This window comes from Comamonas sp. GW821-FHT11H03 (assembly GCF_058807955.1).
The window spans coordinates 667,802-688,639 of the sequence record NZ_JBXARF010000001.1; the positions used below are offsets into that span (position 1 = coordinate 667,802).

General features: G+C 64.1%; 18 protein-coding genes. 10 read left to right on the forward strand and 8 right to left on the reverse strand.

Going from position 1 to position 20,838, the window contains the following annotated elements; all coding sequences use genetic code 11:
* Positions 1-34 precede the first annotated feature (34 nt).
* The 5 genes from AC1RTQ_RS03145 (at position 35) to AC1RTQ_RS03165 (ending at position 6,569) form a co-directional block, all read left to right on the forward strand.
* Positions 35-1,837: a lysoplasmalogenase family protein gene (locus tag AC1RTQ_RS03145; RefSeq protein ID WP_492874208.1), complete on the forward strand. Its 1,803-nt coding sequence runs from the start codon at positions 35-37 to the stop codon at positions 1,835-1,837.
* Positions 1,838-2,226: 389 nt separating this feature from the next.
* Positions 2,227-2,424 carry a hypothetical protein gene (locus AC1RTQ_RS03150; protein ID WP_492874209.1) on the forward strand — a complete coding sequence of 66 codons (198 nt, stop codon included), beginning with the start codon at positions 2,227-2,229 and terminating at the stop codon, positions 2,422-2,424.
* A gap of 236 nt (positions 2,425-2,660) precedes the next feature.
* Positions 2,661-2,984 (forward strand): hypothetical protein, encoded by a 324-nt coding sequence (locus AC1RTQ_RS03155; RefSeq protein ID WP_492874210.1) that lies wholly within the window; start codon positions 2,661-2,663, stop codon positions 2,982-2,984.
* A gap of 12 nt (positions 2,985-2,996) precedes the next feature.
* The gene (mgtA, locus tag AC1RTQ_RS03160) at positions 2,997-5,744 is read left to right on the forward strand and encodes a magnesium-translocating P-type ATPase (RefSeq protein WP_492874211.1); all 2,748 of its coding nucleotides are present in this window, start codon (positions 2,997-2,999) and stop codon (positions 5,742-5,744) included.
* Between the two features lie 105 nt (positions 5,745-5,849).
* The gene (locus AC1RTQ_RS03165) at positions 5,850-6,569 is read left to right on the forward strand and encodes an MgtC/SapB family protein (RefSeq protein ID WP_302088913.1); all 720 of its coding nucleotides are present in this window, start codon (positions 5,850-5,852) and stop codon (positions 6,567-6,569) included.
* A 156-nt stretch (positions 6,570-6,725) separates the two neighbouring features.
* Here the strand turns inward: AC1RTQ_RS03165 and ruvB are convergent, their stop codons facing one another.
* The gene (ruvB, locus tag AC1RTQ_RS03170) at positions 6,726-7,823 is read right to left on the reverse strand and encodes a Holliday junction branch migration DNA helicase RuvB (RefSeq protein ID WP_492874212.1); all 1,098 of its coding nucleotides are present in this window, start codon (positions 7,821-7,823) and stop codon (positions 6,726-6,728) included.
* Positions 7,824-7,966: 143 nt separating this feature from the next.
* Between ruvB and AC1RTQ_RS03175 the strand changes: the two genes are divergently transcribed.
* Entirely contained in the window at positions 7,967-8,500 is a 534-nt protein-coding gene (locus AC1RTQ_RS03175) for a peroxiredoxin (RefSeq protein WP_492874213.1), read from the forward strand.
* Between the two features lie 27 nt (positions 8,501-8,527).
* Here AC1RTQ_RS03175 and AC1RTQ_RS03180 read toward each other — a convergent pair whose 3' ends face one another.
* Both AC1RTQ_RS03180 and ruvA read right to left on the reverse strand, forming a co-directional pair.
* On the reverse strand, positions 8,528-10,093 hold the full coding sequence (locus AC1RTQ_RS03180) for a trypsin-like serine peptidase (RefSeq protein ID WP_492874214.1): 1,566 nt from the start codon (positions 10,091-10,093) through the stop codon (positions 8,528-8,530).
* A gap of 49 nt (positions 10,094-10,142) precedes the next feature.
* Positions 10,143-10,718 (reverse strand): Holliday junction branch migration protein RuvA, encoded by a 576-nt coding sequence (ruvA, locus tag AC1RTQ_RS03185; protein ID WP_302088909.1) that lies wholly within the window; start codon positions 10,716-10,718, stop codon positions 10,143-10,145.
* 49 nt (positions 10,719-10,767) lie between these two features.
* On the opposite strand from ruvA, the gene AC1RTQ_RS03190 reads away from it, so the two are divergent.
* Positions 10,768-11,781, forward strand: coding sequence for a PhoH family protein (locus tag AC1RTQ_RS03190; RefSeq protein ID WP_302088908.1), 1,014 nt, complete (start codon positions 10,768-10,770; stop codon positions 11,779-11,781).
* 138 nt (positions 11,782-11,919) lie between these two features.
* Positions 11,920-12,378: an rRNA maturation RNase YbeY gene (ybeY, locus tag AC1RTQ_RS03195; RefSeq protein WP_302088907.1), complete on the forward strand. Its 459-nt coding sequence runs from the start codon at positions 11,920-11,922 to the stop codon at positions 12,376-12,378.
* 146 nt (positions 12,379-12,524) lie between these two features.
* Here the strand turns inward: ybeY and AC1RTQ_RS03200 are convergent, their stop codons facing one another.
* Positions 12,525-13,508 (reverse strand): Bug family tripartite tricarboxylate transporter substrate binding protein, encoded by a 984-nt coding sequence (locus AC1RTQ_RS03200; protein WP_492874215.1) that lies wholly within the window; start codon positions 13,506-13,508, stop codon positions 12,525-12,527.
* Between the two features lie 195 nt (positions 13,509-13,703).
* Between AC1RTQ_RS03200 and AC1RTQ_RS03205 the strand changes: the two genes are divergently transcribed.
* Positions 13,704-14,468 carry a sulfite exporter TauE/SafE family protein gene (locus AC1RTQ_RS03205; RefSeq protein ID WP_492874216.1) on the forward strand — a complete coding sequence of 255 codons (765 nt, stop codon included), beginning with the start codon at positions 13,704-13,706 and terminating at the stop codon, positions 14,466-14,468.
* A 99-nt stretch (positions 14,469-14,567) separates the two neighbouring features.
* Here AC1RTQ_RS03205 and dbpA read toward each other — a convergent pair whose 3' ends face one another.
* Positions 14,568-15,977 carry an ATP-dependent RNA helicase DbpA gene (dbpA, locus tag AC1RTQ_RS03210; protein WP_302088904.1) on the reverse strand — a complete coding sequence of 470 codons (1,410 nt, stop codon included), beginning with the start codon at positions 15,975-15,977 and terminating at the stop codon, positions 14,568-14,570.
* Between the two features lie 163 nt (positions 15,978-16,140).
* On the opposite strand from dbpA, the gene AC1RTQ_RS03215 reads away from it, so the two are divergent.
* A complete protein-coding gene (locus AC1RTQ_RS03215; RefSeq protein WP_492874217.1) occupies positions 16,141-17,466 on the forward strand; it encodes an amidohydrolase in 1,326 nt (441 codons plus the stop codon).
* Positions 17,467-17,497: 31 nt separating this feature from the next.
* Here the strand turns inward: AC1RTQ_RS03215 and AC1RTQ_RS03220 are convergent, their stop codons facing one another.
* The 3 genes from AC1RTQ_RS03220 to AC1RTQ_RS03230 are packed head-to-tail and all read right to left on the reverse strand — an operon-like array spanning position 17,498 to position 20,757.
* Entirely contained in the window at positions 17,498-19,282 is a 1,785-nt protein-coding gene (locus AC1RTQ_RS03220; protein WP_492874218.1) for a dipeptidase, read from the reverse strand.
* A 54-nt stretch (positions 19,283-19,336) separates the two neighbouring features.
* A complete protein-coding gene (gene dtd / locus AC1RTQ_RS03225; protein WP_492874219.1) occupies positions 19,337-19,786 on the reverse strand; it encodes a D-aminoacyl-tRNA deacylase in 450 nt (149 codons plus the stop codon).
* Complete coding sequence (locus tag AC1RTQ_RS03230) at positions 19,783-20,757, reverse strand: cation diffusion facilitator family transporter (RefSeq protein ID WP_492874220.1); 975 nt, start codon at positions 20,755-20,757, stop codon at positions 19,783-19,785. Before AC1RTQ_RS03230 ends, dtd begins: the two co-directional genes overlap by 4 nt.
* Positions 20,758-20,838: the final 81 nt, after the last annotated feature.

Here is a 20,838-nt window from a genome sequence, read left to right on the forward strand (position 1 = left end):
CCGCGCGCCGCGCCCTGCCCACAATCGATGGCCTATGCTCTCCCCCAGCCAAGTCATCGTTCTGGCCACGCCGGTCTTTTTTGCATTGATTGCCGTGGAATGGGTCATCAGCCTCAGGCGCGGGCGCAATGCCTGTGCGCTGGCCGATGCCATCAGCTCGCTGAACCTGGGCGTCCTGAGCCAGACCAGCGCCGTCTTCACCAAGCTGCTGACGCTGGGCATCTACACCGTCGTGGCCAGCCATGTGGCGCTGATAAAGGCCGATGCCTTCTGGCTCAGCCTGCCGGGCTGGCTGCTGGCCCTGCTGTTCTACGACCTCTGCTACTACTGGCTGCACCGCATGGGTCATGAAGTGGGCGTGCTCTGGGCCGCCCATGCCGTGCACCACCAAAGCCAGGCCTACAACCTCTCCACCGCACTGCGCCAGACCAGCTCCGGCGCGCTGCTGGGCTGGATCTTCTATCTGCCCATGGCCCTGGCCGGCGTGCCGCCACTGGTGTTTGCCGTGGTCGGGCTGATCGATCTGCTCTACCAGTTCTGGGTGCATACCGAGCAGGTCAAGAAGCTGGGCTGGTTCGACCGCTGGTTCTGCGCGCCCAGCAATCACCGCGTGCACCATGCCGTCAACGAGCGCTATCTGGACCGGAACTACGGCGGCATTCTCATCGTCTGGGACCGGCTCTTCGGCACTTACAAGACCGAGGACGACGAGGAGCCCTGCGTCTACGGCACGCGCGGCCTGCTCAAGAGCTGGGACCCGCTGTGGGCCAACTTCAGCGTCTACCGCCAGCTGGCGCATGACAGCTGGCACGCACGCAGCTGGATGGACAAGGTCCGTGTCTGGTTCAAGCCACCGGGCTGGCGGCCGGCCGATGTGGCGCAGCGCTTTCCCAGGCCCGCCTTCGATCTGGACGAGCACCGCATCATCTACTCGCCTCCCATGAGCACTGCGCTGCGCTGGTTTGCCGGCCTGCAGTTTGCGGCGCTGGTTGCGGGCACTTCGGTCTTTCTCTGGCATGCCGACCAGTCGCCGCTGGCCACCAATCTGATCTGGTTCGGCGTGCTGCTCACCGGGCAATGGGCTCTGGGCGCAACCATGCAGGGACGCATCAGTCTGTGGCTTGCGTTGATGCTGCAAAGCGGTGCACTGGCCACGGCCACGGCAGCGCTCGGTCTGCAGCCATGGCATTGGCTGCTCAAGCCTGCCACCATGGTTTTTGCTCTCATATGCATAGCTTCTTGCGCAATTCAGACATCAAAAACGATACAAAACCTACCTAAGATTCATGTCCACCTGCTTCTGGCAGCTATTGTTTTTTCCATGTCAGGCGATGTCTTCCTGATGCTGGACGGACAGCTGCCAACCAGTCTGTTCATTCCCGGCCTGGTCAGCTTTTTATTGGCCCATATCTGCTACGTTGCGCTGTTCAGGCTTGATGTGGCCTGGCTTGCCGACCGCAGCGCACTGCTGCTGGTGGCCGCGATCGGCGCCGCCATGTATGTCTTTCTCTGGACCCATGGCCTGCCCGCCGCACTGCGTCTGCCCGTGGCCGCCTATGTCGGCGTCATCGCCCTGATGGCGGCACAGGCCTGGGGACGCTATCGTCAACTGCGCAGCCGCGCCGCACTGCTGAGCGCCCTGGGCGCCAGCTTTTTCATGCTCAGCGACTCCATCCTGGCCATCAACCGTTTTGTGCAGCCGCTGCCCTGGTCGTCGGTGAGCGTGCTGGGCAGCTATTACGCCGCGCAGGCCCTGATCGTCTGGGGCTGTGCGCGCCAATGGGCCGAGCCCGCAAGCCGCCAGGCCCCGGCGCAATTGCAACTGAAAGCCACCTAGGGTTGACCCTGGGCCCGGTCTGGGCCGATAATCGGCAGGTCGCAATTTCAGGAGTCCCCACGTGGACAGTGCCAGTTCAACCAGTGATTTATCGCACGCCGCAATGGCTGCGAAGCTGGCCGACTGACAGACTCCCCCGGATCGGGAGTCGTCATCGACCGCCCCGCATCCCTTGCCCCGCGCCCCTCGCAACTTGCTGTTTGGCTTCCCGACGTTCGGGGCGGCCTGCCGTGCACAGCACGGATAGTGGCCTCAAGCTCGCAAGCTCTGCTCATCACTGAGTTTTCGCGCAGCCATCCGCTCCGGCTTCCCGTCGGTTCATGGCCGCGCCAAAACGTTTGTGCCGCGCTGCCGCTTGGCCCGCTCCCTCAACCAATGAGGAGAACGCTATGAGCAACCGCCTGACCCGCTCTCTGCACCAGCTGCGCCCCCTGCTGCTGCACGCCCGCGCCATGCCCCGCCAGGCAGCGCCCGCCGCACCGGCAGCCTTGCCGCAAGCGCTGGAACAGACGCTGGCGCTCGATGCACTGACCAGTTGGCCCACGCATCGCATCCGCAGCTATCTGAGCAGCCGCAACGAGCGCTGAGCAGCCTGGTCGCAGACCGGCTTCAGCCCGCATTTCATTCACTTTTCATCAAGGAACACGTATGGATCCCGACCCTAGTCGATCTTGCAGCGCGCCCCGTGCGGCGCGCTGTCAAGCCATTGGCCTGCGTGTGACCCTGATGGCCGCGCGCAGGGACCCGAACCCCGTCCCGGGGCTGGACGCCTGATGCCCTAGCAGCGGCGGGCAGCTCCCGGGCCACCCCAAGGAGTATGCCCATGCAACGCCTCTCCTGGCTGCGCGTGCTGCAACGCAGCCGCCCCGCCCCCCGCCTCAACGACACCACCCGCCACCATGGCCTGACCCATGCCGTGATCTCGGCACTGACAGAGCGCCGCACCGAGGTGCTGCGCCACCTGGTCGACCGCCATGGCGCGCCCCTCATGGCCGGCGCCATGGCCAATCTCAGCATCCGCCAGCGCGCCGATGCGCTGTCGCTGCTGACCCGCGAGCAGCGCAGCCGCATCGACAACCAGTTGCGCGTCAGCCAGGCGCAGCAGCCCTGGAGGCGATCGGGCACCTCAGGCAAGACGCTGCACTGACAGGAGGCCGTGATGCAAACCCTCAAGAACCTGTTCCGGGCCTTTTTGCACAGCCACCGTCTGGCCGGCCTCTTCGGGCGTCGGCCGATGCCCGCAGGCGGCCCCTCCACCGTCGTCGCCGTGCCACCGGCACAGGTACAGGCCCTGCAATCCGCCGCCTGCAACCCCGTGTCTGCGCTGCTGCAGCAGCTGGACACATCGAGCCGGGGCCTGAGCCCCGAGCAGGCCCAGCAGCTCCAGCTGCGCCATGGGCCCAACGAGGTGGCGCATGAAAAGCCGCTGCCCGCATGGCTGCACCTGTGGCATTGCTACCGCAACCCCTTCAACCTGCTGCTGACGCTGCTGGCCGTGGTCTCCTATGTCACCGAGGACGAAAAGGCCACCATCGTCATCGCCAGCATGGTGCTGCTGTCCACGCTGCTGCGCTTTGTCCAGGAGGGGCGCTCCCGGCGCGCCGCCGCGCGCCTGCAGGCCCTGGTCGGCAACCGCGTCACCGTGCGCCGCAGACCCGAGGCAGCGGCCGCAGACTTTCGCGACAGCGGCGGCGGCCATGACACCTCGCTGTCCGAGCTGCCCATGCGCGAGCTGGTGCCCGGAGACATCGTGGCCCTGTCGGCCGGCGACATGATACCGGCCGACTGCCGCCTGCTGTCCGCCAAGGACCTGTTCGTGAGCCAGGCAGCCATGACCGGCGAATCGCTGCCCGTGGAAAAGGATGCGCGCACCCTCGCTGCGCTGCAGGCAGGCCAGTTGCTGGAAGCCGGCAACCTGCTCTTCATGGGAACCAATGTGGTCTCCGGCTCGGCCATGGCCGTGGTCGTCGCCACGGGCAACCAGACCTATTTCGGCACGCTGGCGGCGCGCATCACGCACCAGGACCGCACGGCCACCGCCTTCGAGCAGGGCGTGAACAGCGTCAGCTGGCTGCTGATCCGCTTCGCGGCCGTGATGGTGCCCGTGGTGCTGTTCATCAACGGCTACACCAAGGGCGACTGGGGCGAGGCCTTTTTGTTCGCGCTGTCGGTGGCCGTGGGCCTGACGCCCGAGATGCTGCCCATGATCGTCACCTCCACGCTGGCCAAGGGCGCCGTGGCGCTGTCGCGCCAGAAGGTGATGGTCAAGCGCCTGGACGCGATCCAGAACTTCGGCGCCATGGACGTGCTGTGCACCGACAAGACCGGCACGCTGACCCAGGACCGCATCGCGCTGGAGCGCCACACCGATGTGCAGGGCCGCCCCAGTAACGAGGTGCTGCAGTTCGCCTACCTCAACAGCTACTACCAGACCGGGCTCAAGAACCTGCTGGACCGAGCCGTGCTCGAGCATGTGGAGCTGCACACGCGGCTGCATGTCAACGAGGACTACCGCAAGGTCGACGAAATCCCCTTCGACTTCCAGCGCCGGCGCATGTCCGTGGTGGTAGCCGAGCGCGACCACCACCATGAGCTGATCTGCAAGGGCGCGGTCGATGAAATCCTGCAGGTCTGCACACATATTCGAGACAGCGGGCGCGACGGAGAGACGCTGCTGCCGCTCACGCCCGAGCGCCGCGAGCAGGTGCGCGCCGTCACCGAAGGCCTCAACAGCGAGGGGCTGCGCGTGGTGGCCGTGGCCATGAAGGAAGTGCCGCCCGACAAGAACACCTACGGCATCGCCGACGAGTCCGCACTGACCCTGATCGGCTATGTGGCCTTTCTCGACCCACCCAAGGAATCCACCCAGGCCGCCATTGCGGCGCTGCTGCAGCATGGTGTGACGGTCAAGGTGCTGACGGGCGACAACGAGCTGGTGGCACGCAAGGTCTGCCGCGACGTGGGCCTGCAGGTGGACAAGGCGATTGTCGGCAACGACATCGAAGCCATGGATGAGGAGCAACTGCGCCGCACGGTGGAGTCACACCTGCTGTTCGCCCGCCTGACGCCGTTGCACAAGGAACGCATCGTGCGTGCGCTGCGCGCCAACGGCCATGTCACGGGCTTCATGGGCGACGGCATCAATGACGCGCCCGCGCTTCGCGCCGCCGATATCGGCATCAGCGTCGACAGCGGCGTGGACATCGCCCGCGAAGCGGCCGACATCATCCTGCTGGAGAAAAGCCTGATGGTGCTGGAGCAGGGCGTACTCGAAGGACGCCGCACCTTCAGCAATATGCTCAAGTACATCCGCATGACGGCCAGCTCCAACTTCGGCAACGTGTTCTCGGTGCTGATTGCCTCGGCCTTCATCCCCTTTCTGCCCATGCTGCCCATGCAGCTGCTGATGCAGAACCTGCTCTACGACCTGTCGCAGATCGCCATTCCCTTCGACAACGTGGACGAGGAAATGGTCGCGCGGCCGCTGCGCTGGAACCCTCAGGACCTGGGTCGCTTCATGCTCTTCTTCGGCCCCATCAGCTCGCTGTTCGACGTGCTCACCTTCGCACTGATGTGGTTCGTCTTCCATGCCAGCACGGCCGCACAGCAAAGCCTGTTTCAGTCGGGCTGGTTCGTGGTGGGACTGCTGACACAGACGCTGATCGTGCACATGATCCGCACGCCCAGGATTGCCTTTGTGCAAAGCTGTGCCTCCTGGCCCTTGCTGGCCACCACAGCGGCCATCATGGCCATAGGCATCTTCCTGCCCATGGGCCCGCTGGCCGAGAATTTCAAGCTGCAAGCCCTGCCGCTCGGTTATTTCCCATGGCTCATCGTCATATTGCTGGCCTATGCTGTGCTGACGACGCTGCTCAAGCGCATCTATATCCGCAAGTACGGCTGGTGAGCTGCGGGCCGCTTCGCGTCTGCCCTGCGGGGCAGGCGCGCCAGCCCGGGCCCCATGTTTCATGAACCCAAACACCGATCCATCGGCAATAACAATCAGAACTTCATGCAATCCCTACAGAACTTCAATCTGCTCGCCACGCTGAACACGGTGCTGTGCCTTGTCGTGGCCTTTGTCTGCGGCAGCATCATCGGCCTTGAGCGCCAGATACGCCAGCGCACGGCGGGCCTGCGCACCAATACCCTGGTGGCCGTGGGCGCGGCCGTGTTCGTCGACCTGGCCATGCGCGTCTCGGGAGCGGACGGAGCCACGCGCGTCATCTCCTATGTAGTCTCGGGCGTGGGCTTTCTGGGCGCGGGCGCCATCATGAAGGAAGGCGCCAACATCACGGGACTGAACACCGCCGCCACGCTGTGGGGTTCGGCCGCCGTGGGCGCCTGCGCGGGCGCCGGTCTGCTGCCCGAAGCCGGCATTGCCACCTTGTTCGTGCTGGCCAGCAACACCTTGCTGCGCCCCGTGGTCAACTACATCAACCGCCACCCTGTTGCCGAGCATGCCAGCGAGGCCACCTACTATGTCTACGTGATCTGCGGCCAGGAGGCCCAGGCCGATGTGCGCGAGGGCATGCAGGAGCTGCTGGAGGCGGCCAACTACCCGGTGCGCGCAGTCGAAAAGCACGAGATCCCGCCGCACAACACCGAAATCGAGGCCGAGCTCTTCGCCACGGCCGTGCATGCCGAGGAGCTGGACCAGGTGGTCACGCAGATCGAAACACTGCCGGGCGTGCTGCAGGCGTTCTGGAGCGCCGGACCGCAGAATAATTGACCCCCTGAGCCGCTACGCGGCTTCCCGTTGCACGTCGCCCCCAAAGGGAACGACGCCCTCGCCTAGGCGGCCCCACCTGGGCGGCCCCGCCGCGAAGCGGCCCTTGCCGACCGCCTCTCACTTGAGGCGTGCCGATTTTTTGCGTCGTTGCCTTGCTTATGCAGCCGAATCGTCTGCGGGAACCTGCAAGCCCAGATGGCGATAGGCTGCCTGCGTGGCCATGCGCCCGCGCGGCGTACGCTGCAAAAAGCCCTGCTGGATCAGATAGGGCTCGATCACATCCTCGATGGTGCCCGACTCCTCGCCGATGCTCGCGGCGATATTGTCGAGGCCGACCGGGCCGCCATCGAAGCGGTGCACCACCGCTTCGAGCAGCTTGCGGTCCATGATGTCAAAGCCCTGAGGGTCTACATCGAGCATGGCCAGCGCCTTGTCGGCAATCTCGCGCGTGATGCGGCCGTCACCCTTGACATCGGCATAGTCGCGCACGCGGCGCAGCAGGCGGTTGGCAATGCGCGGCGTGCCGCGCGAGCGGCGCGCGATCTCGAAGCAGCCTTCCTCGTCAATCGGTGCCTTGAGCAAGCCTGCGCTGCGCTTGACGATGCGCGAGAGCTCCTCCGAGCTGTAGAACTCCAGCCGCGCCACAATGCCGAAGCGATCGCGCAGCGGGTTGGTGAGCATGCCGGCGCGCGTGGTTGCGCCCACCAGCGTGAAGGGTTGCAGGTCAAGCTTGATGGAGCGTGCGGCCGGGCCTTCGCCGATCATGATGTCGATCTGGTAGTCCTCCAGCGCCGGATAGAGGATTTCCTCGACCACCGGACTCAGGCGGTGAATCTCGTCGATGAACAGCACATCGTTGGGCTCGAGATTGGTGAGCAGCGCCGCCAGATCCTTGGGTTTTTCCAGCACCGGGCCGCTGGTCTGGCGCAGGTTCACGCCCAGCTCGGCCGCGATGATATGGCTCAGTGTGGTCTTGCCCAGACCCGGCGGGCCGAACAGCAGCACATGATCGAGGGCCTCGCTGCGCTTCTTGGCGGCACCGATAAAGATCTCGAGCTGCTCGCGCGCCTTGGCCTGGCCCACATATTCGTCGAGCAGCTTGGGGCGCAGAGCGCGTTCCAGCGCCTCTTCGCCCTGGGACGAATGCCCGGCCGAGACCATGCGCGGCGCTGCCGCCTCGGGGTCGGCGGCCGTGCTTCTGGCCTTGCGTGCAGGTGCGGGGCTGGCCGCAAATTCGTCCACATGAATCGTCATGGCGGCAATTGTGCCCCAAGCACGGCCGAAGCACTGATTAAAAATACAGGGAAAAACAAAATCCCACAGTTGCAGCACAGCCGGCTGGACGCTCGGCCCCGGGCTTTGCGCACAATGGCGGCAAAGACCTCAGGAGCTTTTTCATGCGTATTCACACCCTGGCCTGCACGGCCGCCCTGTTTTGCCTGTCCGTCTCGGCCCAGGCCGCGCTCAAGCCCGGCGATGCGGCCCCGAGCTTCAAGACGCCCGCCGCCGTGGCCGGCAAGGCCTTTGACTTCGATATGACCGAGGCGCTCAAAAAGGGGCCGGTGGTGCTGTATTTCTTCCCCAAGGCCTTCACCCAGGGCTGCACGCTGGAAGCCCATGCCTTTGCCGAAGCCACGCCCCAGTTCGCCGCCATGAAGGCCACGGTAGTGGGCATGTCGCATGACGATATCGACACCCTCAAGCGCTTTTCCACCGAGGCTTGCCGCGACCAGTTTGCCGTGGCCTCGGACCCTAAGGCCCTCACCATCAAGGCCTATGACGCGGGGGCTGCCGCCAACCCGGCCATGGCCGACCGCATCTCCTATGTGGTGGGCCAGGACGGCAAGGTGAAGTTCGCCCTTGTCAGCAGCGACCCGCTGGCCCATGTGGAGCAGACCAAGGCAGCCGTCAGGCAGTTGCAGGGGAAATAGCCCTGCCCGGCCTGGCCCGGCCCTCCATCACTGCGCCAGCCAGTTCCCGATCTGGCTGCTGAAGGTCCGGTCGAAGCGGCTGTAGACGTCGGAGCCGCCGCTGACCGTGCACGAGCTGCTGCCGCCGGACAACGTGCCCACGACGCGTCCGCCCGCAAACATGGCCGAGCCGCTGCTGCCGCCTTCGGTCACGCCCTTGCTCCAGCCGACGTTCACGAAATCGCTCTGGGCATTGCCTGGGTCGCAGGTGATGCTACCGGCGCTCAAGCTGCAGTTTCGGTAGCTCTGCACCTGGCCTTCGCTGTATTTGAGTAAATCGCCCTGCGGGTGATGCAGGCCGTAGATGGCCGTCCCCGTCACGGCCGTTCCTCTCGCATCCCAGCCGGCCAGCGTCGCACCGGCGGGCGCTGCGTCATTGAGCCGCATCAGCGTGGCATCGTGCGCCGCCGTCGCATACAGCAAGGTGGCACCGCGCTGCAGCGCCGTGGTCTGGGCACTGGGCTCGAAGCTGTTGCAGCTGGCCGAGCGGAAGAACCAGTCCGTGCGCAGCGAGGTGGCCGATGCCTGGGTCGAGATGCAGTGATTGGCCGACAGGAAATACGGCGTTAAATCGCGCCGCGTGTTGTTCAGCAAGGAGCCCGTGCAGTAGTAGTAGCGGTTGTCGGAGCCCACATAGGTCATGCGCGCCACGGCATTGCGCTCGATGGCGTACTGATCGGCGCAGCTGGCATCGAGCTCGCAACCCGCGGCATCGCCCACATTTCTGGGCACGAGGCTATCGCGCAGCTCCAGCTCCGTGGGCAGGGCCAGGTTGACATAGGCATGGGTGAGCGTGGGAATGGCAATGCGCAGCTGCGACGTCGGCAATCCCGCAGGCAGTGCAATCTCCAGCGTGACCTCATCGGCTCCCAGATCGGGGGTCCACCAGATGCCGGCCGCCCGGGTGTCGCCGTCGACGCGGCGGTTGCGCGCAATGGCCTCGTTGATGGCCTGGCCCGTGGTCACGAACCCGGTCTTGCTGCGATCCTTGCGGTACAGCCTGAGTTCGGCGGCATCGGGCATGGCTTCGACCACCAGGCCCAGCCGCAGGCCATGGGCGCCGGCCGAGGTGATGCTGATCGCCGCCACCTGAGCGCCCTCCGGGGTCTGGGACCAGTTCAGTGTGCGCGCCATATCGCCTGCGGACTGCAGCGAAGACAGCTCGCGCGGCGCCCCGATCTGCATGGGCAGGCCGGGCATGGGCATGACCGGCGAAGGTGCGTCGCTCCACTGCGGCAATGCCAGGCTGACGGCCTTGGGCCGCACCGCCACGGATGCCACCGCCACGCTTCTGGTCGCCGCCGCAGCCTGGGCAGCAGGCACGACCAGTGAATCCAGCACATTGGCCGTGGGCGGCCCCGAAGGGGGACTGATCTCTGGCGAGCCGCCAATGATCGCACCATTGCCTCCTGCGCCCCCTGCGCCAGTGCCGGGACCAGGGTCCGGAACACTGCCTCCCCCGCCGCCGCCGCCGCAAGCCGTCAGCACCACCAGCACCAGCACCAGGCTTGCGCACCGGAAGGGAATGCGTCTGCCCTGTTTCCACCCATGCATATCGTGCTCTCCTGCAGTTCACGATCGGACTGGCACAAGGCCAGCGAAGTTATTTGGTCAAAGCCTTGAGCGCGAGCTTAATGCCCTCGCTCACCCCTACATCCGGTGGGAGTTTCTTGAGGGCGGCCGAGGCTTCCTTGTCGGAATAGCCCAACGCCATCAGTGCCTGCTGGATATCGTTTTGCTCGTTGTTATTGGCAAACAGCGACTGAGCACCGGTATCCGCGCCGATCTTGCCCTTGAGCTCCAGCAGCAGACGCTCGGCGGTTTTCTTGCCGATGCCGGGCACCTTGACCAATCGCCCTGCTTGCTGCTGCGATACCGCGTCCGCGAGATCATCGATGGTCATGCCGCTAAGCACGGCCAATGCCATGCGCGGCCCTATGCCGGTGATCTTGATGAGTTCGCGGAAAGTCTGACGCTCGCGGGCCGTTGCGAAGCCAAACAGCAACTGGGCATCTTCCCGCACCACAAAATGGGTCAGCAGGGCCACCTTGGCGCCGTTGGCGGGCAAGTTGTAGAAGGTGCTCATGGGCACCTGCACCTCATAGCCCACGCCAGCGCAGTCCACCAGGACTTCGGGCGGGTTTTTTTCCAGCAGCGTTCCAGTCAATTTGCCTATCATTGAAATCCTTTGCCGCACCGTGCGGCGATTCTTTTGAGAAATTATCCGCGTGATCCTGCGCCATACCTTCACTCCCCATAACAATACGCGCCTGACCCATCTCTGCGGCCCGGCGGATGCGCATCTGCGCACCATCGAAGTCGCGCTGGGCGTCAAGATCGCTCACCGTCACGAGCAGTTCAAGATCGACGGCCCCAAGGCCAAGGCCAATGAAGCGCTGGAGCTGCTTCAGGCTCTCTATGAGATCGCCGACTACGTGATTGCCGAGGATACGCTTCAGCTCATGCTGGCCGGCGATGTCGAGATGCTGGAAGCCAATCTGACGGCACCGCAGCTGACCACGCGCCGCGCCGATCTGCGTGCCCGCACGCCCAACCAGGCGCTGTATCTGGAAAACATCGCCAGTCACGACATCAGCTTCGGCATCGGCCCGGCCGGCACGGGCAAGACCTATCTGGCCGTGGCCTGCGCCGTGGATGCGCTGGAGCGCAGCGCCGTGCAGCGCATCGTGCTGACCCGGCCCGCCGTGGAAGCCGGCGAACGCCTGGGCTTTTTGCCCGGCGACCTGACTCAGAAGGTGGACCCCTACCTGCGCCCGCTGTACGACGCGCTCTACGATCTGATGGGCTACGAGAAGGTGCAAAAGGCCTTCGAGCGCAATGCGCTGGAGATCGCGCCGCTGGCCTTCATGCGCGGACGCACATTGAACAACGCCTTCGTGATCCTGGACGAGGCGCAGAACACCACGCCCGAGCAGATGAAGATGTTTCTGACCCGCATCGGCTTTGGCGCCAAGGCCGTGGTCACGGGCGACGTCAGCCAGGTCGACCTGCCCAAGGGAGCGCCTAGCGGACTTGTCGATGCCGAGCGCGTGCTCAGGCGCGTCAAGGGCATCTCCATCAACCACTTCACCAGCGTCGATGTGGTGCGCCACCCGCTGGTGGCCCGCATCGTGGACGCCTACGATGCACGCGGGCGCGTGTCCGAAGGCACTTTGGCGCCCAAGCAACGCGCCAGCAGCCCGCGCACGACCCGCTCGCTGCCCACGGCCGACGAGCTTTAAATCAACACGACTTGCGCAAAACGGGTGCAGGCAAGGCGGCTGCCGCAAGAGGCAGGCCGTTGTGGCATTCTTGTTTGCGTAAGTTGCTATCAGAACCCATAGCTACTAGCGCTTGTTTCATAAGGGCTAAAAGCCAAAATGACCTTGAATCAACTGCAACTATCGCTGCAATTCGGCCCCAGCACCGAGGCCGCCGCCCACCGCGAACTGCTGAGCCGCAGCCGCGTCACGCGCTGGATCCGCCATGCGCTGGCCGTGGATGCCGAGATCACGGTGCGCATCGTCGATGCCGAGGAAGGCCGCAAGCTCAACCGCGAGTACCGCCAGAAGGACTACGCGACCAATGTGCTGACCTTCGACTATCAGCAGGAGCCTACCGTGATGGCCGATCTGGTGCTCTGCGCCCCCGTGGTGGAGCGCGAGGCCCAGGAGCAGAACAAGACGCTGGAAGAGCATTACGCCCATCTGCTGGTGCATGGCACGCTCCATGCCCAGGGCTGGGACCATGAGACCAGCGAGGAAGACGCCGAGGAGATGGAGGCCTACGAGACCGACATCATGAAGGAGATGGGTTACGAGGACCCCTACGCCAAATAGCGTACAGGCAGCGGCACACATGCCGATCACTCCTGAAAGTAGAGCTGCCTTCGCTTTTCGAGCATGAATTTCAAAGGTATTTAGCGTTGAAATTCAATATAGTCATGCGCAAGCAGCTCTTTTTATAGGAGCAACCCCGGTCTCGCCTACTCCACGCTCAGACCGATGCTGCGCACCAGCTGGGCCACGCGCACGTCTTCGGTCTTGATCTGTCTGGCAAACACCTGCTGGCCCTCGCCCACGGGAGTGATGCCCTGCTGCAGCAGGCTCTTGCGCAGCTCGGGGTCCTTGAGCGCCTTGTCGGTGTCCTGGGCGATGGCCTGAACCACGGCAGCCGGCGTGCCCCTGGGTGCGAACAGGCCGAACCAGGCGCCGGCCTCAAAGCCCTTGTAGCTCTCGGCCAGGGTCTGCACCTGGGGCAGCAGGGCGTGACGCTGCAGGCCGGACACGGCCAGTGCCGTGAGCTTGCCGCTCTGGATCTGGGTGAGCGCCGGAGCGATCGCAATCAGCATCACATCGACCTGGCCGGCCAGCACATCCTGCAGACCCTGAGGACCGCCGCGATAGGGAATATGCGTGGCGAAAAAGCCTGCGCGCTGCTTGAACTGCTCCATGGCCAGATGCTGGGCACCGCCCGTGCCCGAGGAGGCGTAGTTGATCTTGCCCGGGTGCGATTTGGCGTAGGCCACAAAGTCCTGCAAGGTCTTGAAGCCCTTCCTGGGATTGGCCACCAGCACAAAGTCGGACTGGCCCAGCTTGGTCACCGGCACCAGGTCGTTCTTGACGTCATAGGGAAGATTGCGCTGCACGTTGGGCATGATGGTGATGGCGCTGTCGCCGCCCACCAGCAAGGTATAGCCATCGGGCTGGGCCTTGACCACGGAATCCACGGCCGAGACACCACCGGCCGCGCCCTTGTTTTCCACCACGATGGCCTGCTTCCAGTCCCTGCCCACCAGTTGACCCACCTGACGGGCCAGCAGATCCGGAGCGCTGCCCGGACCGTTGGCCACCACCAGCTTGACGGAGCGCGCCGGGAAGTCCGGCTGCTGGGCCATGGCTGCGCCCTGCACACAGATTGCAGCCAACAAGGCCCAAGCGGTGCGAGAGAAGAGATGGGGCAGATTCACGGCAAAACTCCTTAACTAAGGAGTTGATTGTCAAAACAATCACTTATTCCTCAAAATACTGTTTTTTCATTTTTTAATATCGATAAATCAATAACGAGCTGAGATGACAGGCGGCCTGAGCAAAGTCCATAAGATCACGCCCTGCCATCCGCACACACAACAAGGCACTTTGCCATCAATGACGGGAGACAAGACATGGAGAACCTGGGCCACCTCGCCCTTTTGCTGGCCGCAGCTTTCACGGCCGGCGCGCTCAACGCGGTCGCCGGCGGCGGCAGCTTTCTGACCTTGCCGGCGCTGGTCTTTACCGGCGTGCCGCCTGTGGTGGCCAACGCCACCGGCACCGTCGCTCTGCTGCCCGGCTATATGGCAGGTGCCTGGGCTTTCAAGGACGATATGCAATCGCCGCCCGGTCTGTCGATGAAGCAGGTGATCATGCTGTCGCTGATTGGTGGCTCTGCCGGTGCGGCGCTGCTGCTGGTCACGCCCGACACCACTTTCCGCAAAGTCGTGCCCTGGCTGCTGCTGGCCGCCACCGCCATGTTCGCCTTCGGCCCACAGCTGCGCGCCTGGGCCGCAGGCAAGAACGCCCTCCACCACGCACCCGGCGCCACCAAAGCCGCCGCCGGCATGCTGGTCGTGGCTGTTTATGGCGGCTATTTCAACGGAGGCCTGGGTATTTTGCTGCTGGCCTTGTTCGGCCTGCTGGGCCAGACCCAGCTCAACGCCATGAACGGCATGAAGAATCTGGTTTCTGCCCTGCTGACTGCGATTGCCGTGGCCATCTATGCAGTCGGCGGCATTGTGCAATGGAAGCTGGCCCTGCTGATGATGATCGCCGCCACCGCAGGCGGCTACGGCGGCGCACGCTTGGCACGCAAGATTCCCGCACCTATTTTGCGCTGGGGCATTGTGGCTACGGGGCTGGTGATGGCGGGCTTGTTCTTCGCCAAGGGCTGAGCACAGCCCCAAAGCAAAAAGCCTTCTCAGACCGAGAAGGCTTTTTTGTGAGCAATCTGCGCTTTCTAGATAAGCGCTACAGGCTTATTCGGCTTGTTTTTAGAGAAGACGGGCTTTGACCGTCTTGCCCTTGACCTTGCCGCCATTGAGCCTGGCGCAGGCGGCCGAGGCGATCTTGCGATCCACCGCCACATAGGTGGAAAAGTCGTTGACGCTGATCTTGCCGATCTGCTCGCGGCTGTAGCCGAAGTCGGCGCACATGGCGCCCATCACGTCGCCGGCGCGGATCTTTTCCTTGCGCCCGCCAATGATCTGGATGGTCATCATGGGCGGCAGCAGCTCGCCACCGGCCGCGGGCGTGAGCTCGTCCACGGGGAAGAATTGCGAGGCGCGGCCTTGTAGTTGCTCGATCTTGCCCACGCTGCCCATCTCGTCCATGGACACCAGATTCAGCGCCAGACCTTCGGCATCGCCGCGGCCGGTGCGGCCGATGCGGTGGATATGCACTTCGGAATCCGGCGTCACGTCCACATTGATGACGGCCGACAGATCGGCGATGTCCAGGCCGCGTGCCGCCACATCGGTCGCCACCAGCACGCTGCAGCTCTTGTTGGCAAACTGCACCAGCACTTCGTCTCGCTCGCGTTGCTCCAGCTCGCCAAACAGCGCCAGCGCACTGAAACCTTCGGCTTGCAGCGCATTGACCACGTCACGGCATTGCTGCTTGGTATTGCAGAAAGCAATCGTCGATTCGGGGCGGAAATGGGCCAGCAGCTTGGACACGGTGGCCACTTTTTCGCGGGCACCGACTTCGTACCAGCGCTGCTCGATCTTGTTGGAGCTATGTTGCGCAGCCACCTTCACGGTCTGGGGGTCGCGCATGAAGCGCTGGGCCAGCGAAGCAATACCCTCGGGGTAGGTGGCCGAGAACAGCAGGGTCTGGCGATCCGCCGGGCATTGGCGCACCACGGTTTCGATATCGCCGAGAAAGCCCATGTCCAGCATGCGATCGGCCTCGTCCAGCACCAGGGTCTTGAGGTTGCCGATGTCGAGCTTGCCGCGCTCCATCAGATCCATCACGCGCCCGGGTGTGCCGACGACGATGTGCGCGCCGTTTTCCAGCGAGGCGATCTGGTTGCGCGAGGGCACGCCACCATAGACGGTGACGACCTTGATATTGTCCTGCGCGCGCGCCAGGCGGCGGATCTCGGTGGCGACCTGATCGGCCAGCTCGCGCGTGGGGCACAGCACCAGGGCCTGGACGGCAAACCAACGCGGGTTCAGGCGGTCGACCATGGGCAGGCCGAAGGCAGCCGTCTTGCCGCTGCCGGTGCTGGCTTGGGCGATCAGGTCCTTGCCCTGCAGAGTCAGCGGCAGGCTGGCGGCCTGGATGGGCGTCATCTGCGCATAGCCGAGCTGCTGGAGGTTGGCCAGCATTTCTGGGGACAGGGGCAGCGCCGAGAAAGCGGTGGAATCAGAGGCCTGGGCGGCGCTGGTGGAGGTATTCATGGAAGCGGATTATCCCGGGCCTGCGCAGGAAAAGCCTTGTGCCATCGCTATTCACGGTGCCATTTGCGGGTTGCCCCTCTTCAATCCGGGCCGGCCATGCTCCTAGTCTGAAAGCGCGGTCTTCAATGGCCGCCTCTGTTTGAAGCCAACCACAGACCCTCACATGCACCCTAGCCTTACCCGCAAGTTCTGCGCCGTCGCCACGCTGGCCTTCACTCTGGGCTCGGCCCAGGCCGCGGAGCTGGATCCCCAACCGCTCAAGCCCCAGCTGCAGCAGCTGATCGCCCAGATGTATCCGCAGATGCGCGGCATCTACGAAGACCTGCATGCCAACCCCGAGCTGGGTTTTCAGGAAACGCGCACCGCCGCCAAGCTGGCGGCCGAGATGCGCAAGCTGGGCTTTGAAGTCACCGAGGGCATTGGCAAGACCGGTCTGGTCGCCATCTATCGCAATGGCGCGGGCCCCACCGTCATGGTGCGCACCGAGCTGGACGCACTGCCCATGGAGGAAAAAACCGGCCTGCCCTATGCGAGCAAGGCCAAGGCCCAGTACAACGGCAAGGAGAGCTTTGTCGCCCATAGCTGCGGTCACGATATGCACATGACCAGCTGGCTGGGCACGGCCCAGGCACTGCTGGGCCTGAAGAAGCAATGGAAGGGCACGCTGATGTTCGTGGCCCAGCCCTCCGAGGAAACCGTGACCGGTGCCAAGGCCATGCTGGCCGACGGCCTGTTCCAGAAGTTCGGCAAGCCCGACTACGCCTTTGCGCTGCACACCGGCTCCATTCCTTATGGCACGGTAGGCTATGTGGCCGGGGCGGCGACTTCCAATTCGGACTCGCTGGACATCACGTTTCACGGCCGTGGCAGCCATGGCTCCATGCCTGACAAAGGCATAGACCCCGTGCTCATGGCCTCGCGCTTCGTGGTGGATGTGCAAGGCGTGGTCAGCCGCGAGAAAGATCCCATGGAGTTCGGCGTGGTCACCGTGGGCGCCTTCAATGCGGGCAGCGCAGGCAACATCATTCCCGATCAGGCACGGCTGCTGGGCACGATCCGCAGCTACAAGAGCGAGGTGCGCAGCAAGCTGCATGACGGCATAGAGCGCAGCGCCAAGGCGCAGGCCGCCATGTCCGGTGCACCGGCCCCCGAGATCAAGCTGACCAAGGGTTCGGACGCCGTGGTCAATGACGCGGCGCTGGTCAATCGCACGGTCAGGCTGTTCAAGGCTGCGCTGGGCGACAAGAACGTGCTGCCCATCCCTCCGGCCACGGCCAGCGAGGACTTCTCGGACTTCATCAACCAGGGCGTGCCGTCCATGTTCTACATCCTGGGCGTGTCCGATCCCCAGAAGGTGGCGCAGGCCAGCCAGCCCGGCGGCAAGCCGCTGCCCTTCAATCACTCGCCCTTCTTCGCTCCCGAGCCCGAACCCACGTTCAAGACCGGTGTGGAAACCATGACGCTGGCCGTCATGAACGTGATGCAGTAACCGTAAGCCAGCCCCGCCAGCGGGGCTGCCGTCACTGCATCTGCTGCAGATTGCCGATGCGCACCAGCATCTCGGTGAACATCTGCATGTCCGTGCGCAGATCCGGCAACTCCTGATACTCCAGCGCATTGTGGGCCGTGTACTTCTTGCCGGGCATGGCCGGGCCAAAGTTGATGGCGTTGGGCATGAGCTTGGCCGTGGTGCTGCCTGCGGTCGGCACGGGCCTGGCGTCCAGCCCCGTGGTGTCGCCAAAGATATTGAGCAGGGTGCTCAGCCACGCGCCCTTGGGATCGCGGGCCATCCAGTTGCCCTGGGTGTACTGCACGGTCACAGGAACCTTGGCCGCATCGCTCCAGCGGGCAATGCCCTGCTCCACCTCGGCGCGCAGCTGCTCGGGCGTCTTGCCCCGCGGCATGCGCGCATTGGCTGTCACCTCCAGCTTGCCGTCAGCAGACTTGATGAGGTTGGGCGACAGCGTGAGCGGCCCCATGAAATCATCGGCATAGGCAATGCCCAACTGCCGGCCCAGATAGTCCAGGCCGAACACTCCATTGATATAGCGTACGGCCTGGCTGTACTGATTGGGCTGCAGCAGCGCAGCGCCCTGCTCCCGCATCAGGCTCTGCTGCAGAAACAGCGCCAGGCGCGGCACGGGATTGACCCCTTCTTCAGGACGAGAGCCGTGGGCCGACGCTCCAGTGACCTTGACCGTGACCTGACCCTCTGCGCGCTGCACGTCGATGGCGAACTTGCCCTGCGCCTCATGCCGATGCACAAACTCGTCCTTTTCCTGAGACAGCCGCTGCGCAATCCGCTCCAGTGCGGCCGCATCGGTGGCGGAGATGGTAGCGGAGGCCGTCTGCGCAATGGAGTTGGCCGAGGCCGCGCCGCTCATGGCCGTGATGGAAGGCCTGGCGGCATCCACGGCCACCTCCGCAAACAAGGCCTTGAGCGCGCCTGTACCCTTTTCAGCGACCACGGCCGGGTACTTGCTGTCCAGCACGATGTTGTACTCGGGCAGCGCGGTCTTGCTCTGGTAGTACTTCATGGCATCGCCGCCGGTTTCCTCGGTGGTCTCGATCATCAGGCGAATGCCGCGCGACAGCGGCAGACCGCTGTCCTTGACGGCCTTCATCGCATACAGCACGGTGGCGATGGAGCCCTTGTCGTCAATCGTGCCGCGCCCATAAAGCCGGTCGCCCACGCGGGTGACCTGGAAAGGGTTGATCTGCTTGCCGTCCAGCACCCACTCGGCAGGCACCACCGGCACCACATCGGCATGGGTCAGAATGCCGAAATCGGTTGCCTCGCCGGCACGGCTCGCCACATTGGCTGGCAGCGTCACTTCAAAGATGCGGTTATCCACATTGCGAAAGCGCAATCCGAATTTGGTGGCCATAGATGCAACGAGCTTGCCGAAGTCCAGGATGGCCGCACTCTCATGCGCAGGCACCTTGGGATCGCGCACCGTGGGCAGCGCCACCATGCGCTGCAGGCTCTCCAGCACCGCCGCCTCTTGTGTCACACGGTTGTACACCCCCAGCAATCGGGCGATATCCGCCAGCTCGCCGTCCGACAGAGACTGACCGAGCATGTAGTGCTGCACCGCTGTTGCCACACCCGGCTCTGCCCTGGCAGCCTGTTGCGCAAAGGCCTTGAAGGAAGTGGAAGGGGTTTTGGCGGACGATGCAATCAATGCGTCCAGCGCGGGTTTCTTCAGGGTCTGCGCCTGAACAGGCAGGCTGACGCCTGCAACCAGACTCAAGGTCAGGCTCGCAGCGATGATCGGCAAAGAGGGCTTGCAGGATTTCTTCATGGACAGATTTTGTAGGAGTCGTGGTGGTGAATGTGGTCTCAGGCTTGGCTTCGCCTATACCTGAGGCTCCATGCGCATGGGGATGGTCACGGGCCCGTCATTGACCAGATGCACCTGCATGTCGGCGGCGAACTCGCCGGTCTGCACCTGAGGATGGGCCACCCTGGCCTGGTCCACAAAGTAGTCGTAGAGGCGCCGACCTTCGCCAGGCTCGGCGGCTGCAGTGAAGCTGGGGCGATTGCCGCCCCTGGTGTCGGCCGCGAGCGTGAACTGGCTGACCACCAGCAGCCCTCCGCCAATGTCCTGCAGGCTTTTGTTCATCTTGCCGGCCTCGTCGCTGAAGATGCGCAGCTTGAGCATCTTGGCCAGCAACTTGTCGACCTCAGCCTCGGTATCGCCGCGCTCGGCACAGACCAGCGCCAGCAAGCCCTGGTCGATCTGGCCCGTAATACGACCGCCAACCTCCACGCGCGCCTGCTTGACGCGCTGAATCACACTCATCATGTACTTAAGCCTTCCTGGGCCGCGCCTTGTGCTGCGCTGCCCTGCTCTCCATCGGCCACTTCACTGGCCGTGTTCATGCCCATGGGCAGCAGCTCGATGCGGGCATACAGGCCTGGAATGGCCTGCAACAGCGCGGCTTCAATCTCCGAGCGCAATTGTGCCGCTCGCTGCACGCTCCACTGGCCGGGCACATGCATGTGGAAGTCCACAAAGCTGCGCTCCCCCGCCTGGCGGCTGGAGATATTGTCAAAGCTCACTCCTTCGCTGCGCTTGGCGAAGCTGTCCAGCAAAGTGTCGATCCGCAGGCGCTGAGGCGCATCCAGCGCCTGATCCATCAGTCCTTGCGAGGACTGCCAGACCAGTTGCACACCCTGCACGCAGATATGCACGGCCACTGCCAGAGCCACCAGCGCATCCACCCACAGCCAGCCCGTCAAGGCGGCGGCCAACAGACCGGCCACCACGCCCACCGAAGTCCAGACATCGGTCAGCAGATGCCGAGCATCGCCCTCCAGTGCCATGGAGCGGTATTTGCGCGAGGAGCGCAGCATGACCCAGGCCAGCAGCCCGTTGAAGACCGTGCTGAGCAGCGACAGCATCAGGCCCCAGCTCAACTGCTCCAGGGGCTGCGGGTTCCACAGCCGCGACAGTGCGGCCCAGGCAATCGCCAGACTGGCGCCTATGACCAGCACGCCCTCGAAGCCGGCCGAGAAGTACTCCGCCTTGTAATGCCCGTAAGGGTGTTCGGTGTCCGCCGGCCGCTTGGCCACGGTCACCATGGTCAGCGCGAACATGGCACCGGCCAGATTCACAAAAGACTCCAGCGCATCGGACAGCAGGCCTACCGAGCCGGTCAGCCACCAGGCCAGGGTCTTGAGAACGATGGTGAGCAGTGCCACCACCACGGATAGACGCAGCAGATTGTGCGGCTGCAGCCATTTTGAAGAGTTCGAGAGGTCGGATTTGAGCATGTTCTGGTTCCTGAGCCTCTATATCACCAAGTGCCTTGATATATCAATAGTCTTTGCAAATTGTCTGAAAAGCAATTCACA

What these genes read in the sequence shown, in the direction of transcription:
- AC1RTQ_RS03145 (WP_492874208.1), top strand. Translation starts at nt 35, where the DNA reads ATGCTCTCCCCCAGCCAAGTCATCGTTCTGGCCACGCCGGTCTTTTTT.
- AC1RTQ_RS03150 (WP_492874209.1), top strand. Translation starts at nt 2,227, where the DNA reads ATGAGCAACCGCCTGACCCGCTCTCTGCACCAGCTGCGCCCCCTGCTG.
- AC1RTQ_RS03155 (WP_492874210.1), top strand. Translation starts at nt 2,661, where the DNA reads ATGCAACGCCTCTCCTGGCTGCGCGTGCTGCAACGCAGCCGCCCCGCC.
- mgtA (WP_492874211.1), top strand. Translation starts at nt 2,997, where the DNA reads ATGCAAACCCTCAAGAACCTGTTCCGGGCCTTTTTGCACAGCCACCGT.
- AC1RTQ_RS03165 (WP_302088913.1), top strand. Translation starts at nt 5,850, where the DNA reads ATGCAATCCCTACAGAACTTCAATCTGCTCGCCACGCTGAACACGGTG.
- ruvB (WP_492874212.1), bottom strand. Translation starts at nt 7,823, where the DNA reads ATGACGATTCATGTGGACGAATTTGCGGCCAGCCCCGCACCTGCACGC.
- AC1RTQ_RS03175 (WP_492874213.1), top strand. Translation starts at nt 7,967, where the DNA reads ATGCGTATTCACACCCTGGCCTGCACGGCCGCCCTGTTTTGCCTGTCC.
- AC1RTQ_RS03180 (WP_492874214.1), bottom strand. Translation starts at nt 10,093, where the DNA reads ATGCATGGGTGGAAACAGGGCAGACGCATTCCCTTCCGGTGCGCAAGC.
- ruvA (WP_302088909.1), bottom strand. Translation starts at nt 10,718, where the DNA reads ATGATAGGCAAATTGACTGGAACGCTGCTGGAAAAAAACCCGCCCGAA.
- ybeY (WP_302088907.1), top strand. Translation starts at nt 11,920, where the DNA reads ATGACCTTGAATCAACTGCAACTATCGCTGCAATTCGGCCCCAGCACC.
- AC1RTQ_RS03205 (WP_492874216.1), top strand. Translation starts at nt 13,704, where the DNA reads ATGGAGAACCTGGGCCACCTCGCCCTTTTGCTGGCCGCAGCTTTCACG.
- dbpA (WP_302088904.1), bottom strand. Translation starts at nt 15,977, where the DNA reads ATGAATACCTCCACCAGCGCCGCCCAGGCCTCTGATTCCACCGCTTTC.
- AC1RTQ_RS03215 (WP_492874217.1), top strand. Translation starts at nt 16,141, where the DNA reads ATGCACCCTAGCCTTACCCGCAAGTTCTGCGCCGTCGCCACGCTGGCC.
- AC1RTQ_RS03220 (WP_492874218.1), bottom strand. Translation starts at nt 19,282, where the DNA reads ATGAAGAAATCCTGCAAGCCCTCTTTGCCGATCATCGCTGCGAGCCTG.
- dtd (WP_492874219.1), bottom strand. Translation starts at nt 19,786, where the DNA reads ATGATGAGTGTGATTCAGCGCGTCAAGCAGGCGCGCGTGGAGGTTGGC.
- AC1RTQ_RS03230 (WP_492874220.1), bottom strand. Translation starts at nt 20,757, where the DNA reads ATGCTCAAATCCGACCTCTCGAACTCTTCAAAATGGCTGCAGCCGCAC.